Source organism: Planktotalea sp. (assembly GCF_039984035.1).
Lineage (GTDB): Bacteria > Pseudomonadota > Alphaproteobacteria > Rhodobacterales > Rhodobacteraceae > Planktotalea.
The window spans coordinates 1-4,182 of record NZ_JBDWVM010000364.1; the positions used below are offsets into that span (position 1 = coordinate 1).

At 54.5% G+C, this 4,182-nt stretch carries 3 protein-coding genes and 1 pseudogene; 1 reads left to right on the top strand and 3 read right to left on the bottom strand.

The window, feature by feature from the left end; genetic code table 11:
• Positions 1-241 (bottom strand): annotated as a pseudogene (locus ABJQ89_RS16270) (chromosome partitioning protein ParA); the annotation flags it as partial.
• A gap of 482 nt (positions 242-723) precedes the next feature.
• On the opposite strand from ABJQ89_RS16270, the gene ABJQ89_RS16275 reads away from it, so the two are divergent.
• Complete coding sequence (locus tag ABJQ89_RS16275; RefSeq protein ID WP_348497208.1) at positions 724-1,479, top strand: DnaA N-terminal domain-containing protein; 756 nt, start codon at positions 724-726, stop codon at positions 1,477-1,479.
• A 54-nt stretch (positions 1,480-1,533) separates the two neighbouring features.
• Here ABJQ89_RS16275 and ABJQ89_RS16280 read toward each other — a convergent pair whose 3' ends face one another.
• Complete coding sequence (locus tag ABJQ89_RS16280) at positions 1,534-2,643, bottom strand: polysaccharide biosynthesis/export family protein (protein WP_348497209.1); 1,110 nt, start codon at positions 2,641-2,643, stop codon at positions 1,534-1,536.
• Between the two features lie 188 nt (positions 2,644-2,831).
• The coding region (locus ABJQ89_RS16285) for a calcium-binding protein (protein ID WP_348497210.1) at positions 2,832-4,182 on the bottom strand (1,351 nt) is incomplete at its 5' end.

The window sequence follows — 4,182 nt, forward strand, 5'->3', positions numbered from 1 at the left end:
CCAGCGTGAACCAACGTTGCCTGCCATCCGCCTCAACCTTACCCGCGGGTAAGGTGGGGTCTGCCGCCATCTTGCCGCGAAAGGTCGATTGGTTCAGCCCCAGAATCAGCTCCGAGACTTCCCAGCTCGAGAAGCGGCGCAGGGTCTTTTCATTTTCGGGCGAGAAGGTCTGCTGACGAATCCAGCCCTGCATCTTGAGGGACTTGGCTTGCAGTTCCTGTAGGTCGACGTGGGTTAACATGGGGCACCTCATTTGCTCTTTGGACGCATTTCGCGGCTTTTTTGGTATTTACGCCTAATTTGCGCATTTTGTCGAGATTGATAATGATGTGACGTACAATGTTATCCGCGGATAAGGGTCTTGGGAGAACACACGTAAAGCAAGGGCCTTGAAGCGAATCGATTATGATTCGAATTCAACGCCTTAGAGACCAGATATAGGGGGACACGAGACGACGCTCCGCCACCCATTGGGGGGACATCAAACGGAAATAGAGGGACACCCAGCATGTCACCTATTACCAATAATACCAGTTTTCAATTTGAGTTTTGATAGATGAGAAGGGTCGAAAGGATAGAATCCTTGACAGAGCACAGCGTTCCAACGCAAATAAGGTCATGAGCTGGAAAAGCGTTTGATTGAGCGATAGACGGCCAATCTAAGAGAACTCGTTTCAGCCATAGCATAGACCGCAATAATGCGGCGCGAAGGGCAGAACAGATATGGATCGCTATAATGATCGTGGACCGTCGAGTCCACGCAAGCAGCCTGTTGTTGCAGGCCAGAAAGTTGCTGGACCCGGCTCCGCTTCCTTAAAATATGATTTCCTTACCGCGCTTTTGACCTTATCTGCGCAGACCGAGGGCACGCCATCGCGTTTAGCTGTACGTTTGTCGCTTATTGTGACTGCGCGCTTTAATTGGCGGCTTGGGTATTTTGCCGTCGGTCAGCGTGAACTCGCCCGAATGTGGGGCGTGTCGGAGCGGACTGCAAAACGAGAGATTGCCCATATGCGCAGTTTTGGCTGGATTAGTGTCGATAAGCCAGCGGCGCGGGGCAGGGTGGCTCAGCATCGAATTAACTTTGAAACGGTTCTGAGAGACACGATGCCCTATTGGGATGCTGTTGGGCCGGATTTCACAGCCCGTATGACACAGCAGGGCAGTGAGACATCGCAGCGCGATGAAAGCAATGTCGTGCCGCTGCATGCGCATATAGAGACTAAACCGCCCCAAGATGGGTCACTTTGGGCCGAGGTTGCTGAGCGGCTTTATCAGCAAGACACAGCGTTGTTTGCGGCCTGGTTCGCGAAACTGGTCGAGGTTGATGTAGAAGGCGGGATTCTGACGCTCGCTGCGCCAAACGCATTTGTTGCGGATTATGTGCGCACGCATCATCAGACCCGTCTATTGGCCGCTGCGGTGGCACAGACGCCATTGGTGCGCTCGGTGCAGGTTATTTGCGAGACACGTCTCTAAACCGCTGTTTAGGCTCTCAGGAGCGCGAAAAGAACGCCCCTGAGATAGCTCGATTTAGTTGATGGCGTTATTCAGACCGATCACAGACGTGAAGATACTGAAGACGGATTGAACAGCGGTCAGTGGGCTTTCAGAGACATAGATCAGATCGCCGGACTCGATTTCGAATTGATCGGCGGAGAACAACCCATCAGCAGAGGTCAGATCCAAAGTGAAGATCGTGCGTGGGTGATCCGGGCCTGAACGATCAGCTGTCACGTTTTTCAACGGGTAGCGGCGCAGGATCAAGATACCCTTAGCATCCGCACGCGTGTCTGAAACGCCGCCAATGATGGAGAGCGCCTCAAGCGCTGAGACGTTGTCAGATGTGAAGGCATGCACCGCCTCGGTGCCAGCGGCGCCAAGGGACAGGAAGGTGCGTTCGTCTTCTTCCACGTAGATGCGATCGCCGCCGCGCAGGGTCGTATTGAGGCGTGGCTCATTCAGCAGGCGATTTGCAGAAACGCCATAGATCTTGCCACTGCGGTGCAAGCGCACCTGTGGGTTGGTGAAGGTTGCCATGCCGCCACCCTCAGCGATGATCTGCAAAATGGTGTAGTCGTTGCTGGCGAGCGGATAGGTGCCGGGCGCTGCAACGCCGCTGATGAGGCTGACGGATTGCTCCACGCCTTCGGTCAGTTTCAGCTGAATTTGCGCAGAGGGCATGGTTTCGGAGTATTTTTCTTCGATTCGTTCGCGCGCGCGTTCAGGGCTGTTGCCCGAAATTTTGAAATCCCCAAGGTAGGGCAGGAAAATGGTGCCATTTGGGGAAACGCGGTTGTCGGCCAGAGGCACGCTGCGTTGCCCGGGGGAAGTGAGCAAGCCGCCGTCGACATCGGTGGTCCACACGGTGATAGAAACGCTATCGCCGGGACGAATGATACGGTTGTTGGGTTGATCGACGCGGTTGATCCAGTGGTAATGGCTCGAATCCGCTGGGCGCCAATTCACGAAGGTTGCGAGGTTGGCCCGTGTTACTGGTTCAACAGCGAATTGCGTAATTTCATTGCCGTTTTCGTCTTTTTCCGCAGCCAATACTTCGGACTGAAGGCCAGCGCCGCGCGGCACAAGATCACATGCTGCAAGGCTCGTGATCGCACACAAGCCAAGTATCAGTCGTCGCATAAAAACCCCCAGATTTTTATTATGTTTAAGGCTCGATGCCCCTATGGAAGTCCCATCTCAAATTTGCCAAAGAAAACAAGGCAAGGGCAGCGAGACGGAGCGCATTTGCTACAAAATCAGGCGGCAGCCCACTAAATGAAGCGCAGTGCACTACATTTAGTATGCCAAAAGAGGGGCGCTTGACTAGTCTAGAATAGAATAAAGACGTCGTCTTCGAGGCTATTCATATTCGTGATGCCATTGAGCGTCAGTGTGTTGTCTTCATCGAAGGTGAACACGGTGTTGTCGTTGACGACTTCGCCAAAACCGAGCAGGTCATCGAAGCTTTCGAGGTCATCGGAGGCGAAGAAGATCAGCGTGTCAAAATTATTGGCGAAATCGGCGATCACGTCGTGGCCTAGACTGTAGTGGAATTCGTCCTGACCAATGCCGCCTCTCAGCCAATCGTCGCCTGAATCGCCTTGCAGCGTATCACTGCCAGCGTTGCCTTCGAGACTGTCATTTCCGTCACCGCCAATGAGGCTATCGGAGCCATTGCCGCCGTTCATCGTATCGTTGCCGTTGTTGCCTTGGAGGGTGTCCGAGCCGATACCACCGTTCAAAACATCATCGCCTTCGCCGCCATCAAGGTGGTCGTTGCCAGCGTTGCCGTTCAGAAGGTCATTTCCGTCACCGCCTGACAGACTGTCCCAGCCGTTGAGGCCTGTAAGGCTGTCGTCGCCTGCGCCGCCATGGAGGGTGTCAAAACCAATGCCGCCATTCAGGAGGTCATCGCCCACATCGCCCATGAGCAGGTCATTGCCGGCATTACCGAGGAGCGTATCCTGACCATTGCCGCCAGAGAGTTCGTCAAAGCCGTTGAGGCCGCGAATTTCATCGTGGCCCTCGCCGCCATCGACCGTATCAAAGCCATATCCGGTGTTGATTGTGTCGTTGAGCGCGCTGCCCGTGAAGGTATCGCTGAGCCCACCAAGAGCGACGGTATCGCCAAGGCTAAAGCCTGCATCCAGCGCGGCGAGGGCACTGAAATCTATGAGGGTTTCAAAGGGCGTAAGGTCGACATCGCTGAACACCAATGTTTCAACGTCAATCAGGGTGACCAGCGTATCGCCGTCATGTGTGACCAACGCAAAGTTGCCGTTGGCGTCGAGGCGGAAGTCGAGCTGATCTCTGAGCACATCTGCAAAATCATCCAACCCGAAATCTGTGGCAAGGGTGAGCGTATCGTTGCTGAAACCCCCATCGAAGATGGCATTGTCAAAGGCCCACAATTCGCTTCCAATTGTGAGGGTATCGCTGCCGTTGTCACCGTTGATCGTATCACGACCACCGCCACCGGTGAATTCATCATTGCCGCTTGCGCCTGTCAGCGCGTTGTCAAATTCGTTGCCCGTCAATGTATCGTTGCCGATGCTACCGATCGCATTTTCGATCTCAACGCCATTGGCGATTGTGTAGCCGCCCGCAGTGCCCTCGGCGTGGGAGAGGAAGCCGCCGCCGCCAAAGTCGTGTTCAAGCGTCCCATCATTGAGATTGATT

Coding starts and splice junctions, on each gene's coding strand:
- ABJQ89_RS16275 (WP_348497208.1), top strand. CDS start 724: ATGGATCGCTATAATGATCGTGGACCGTCGAGTCCACGCAAGCAGCCT.
- ABJQ89_RS16280 (WP_348497209.1), bottom strand. CDS start 2,643: ATGCGACGACTGATACTTGGCTTGTGTGCGATCACGAGCCTTGCAGCA.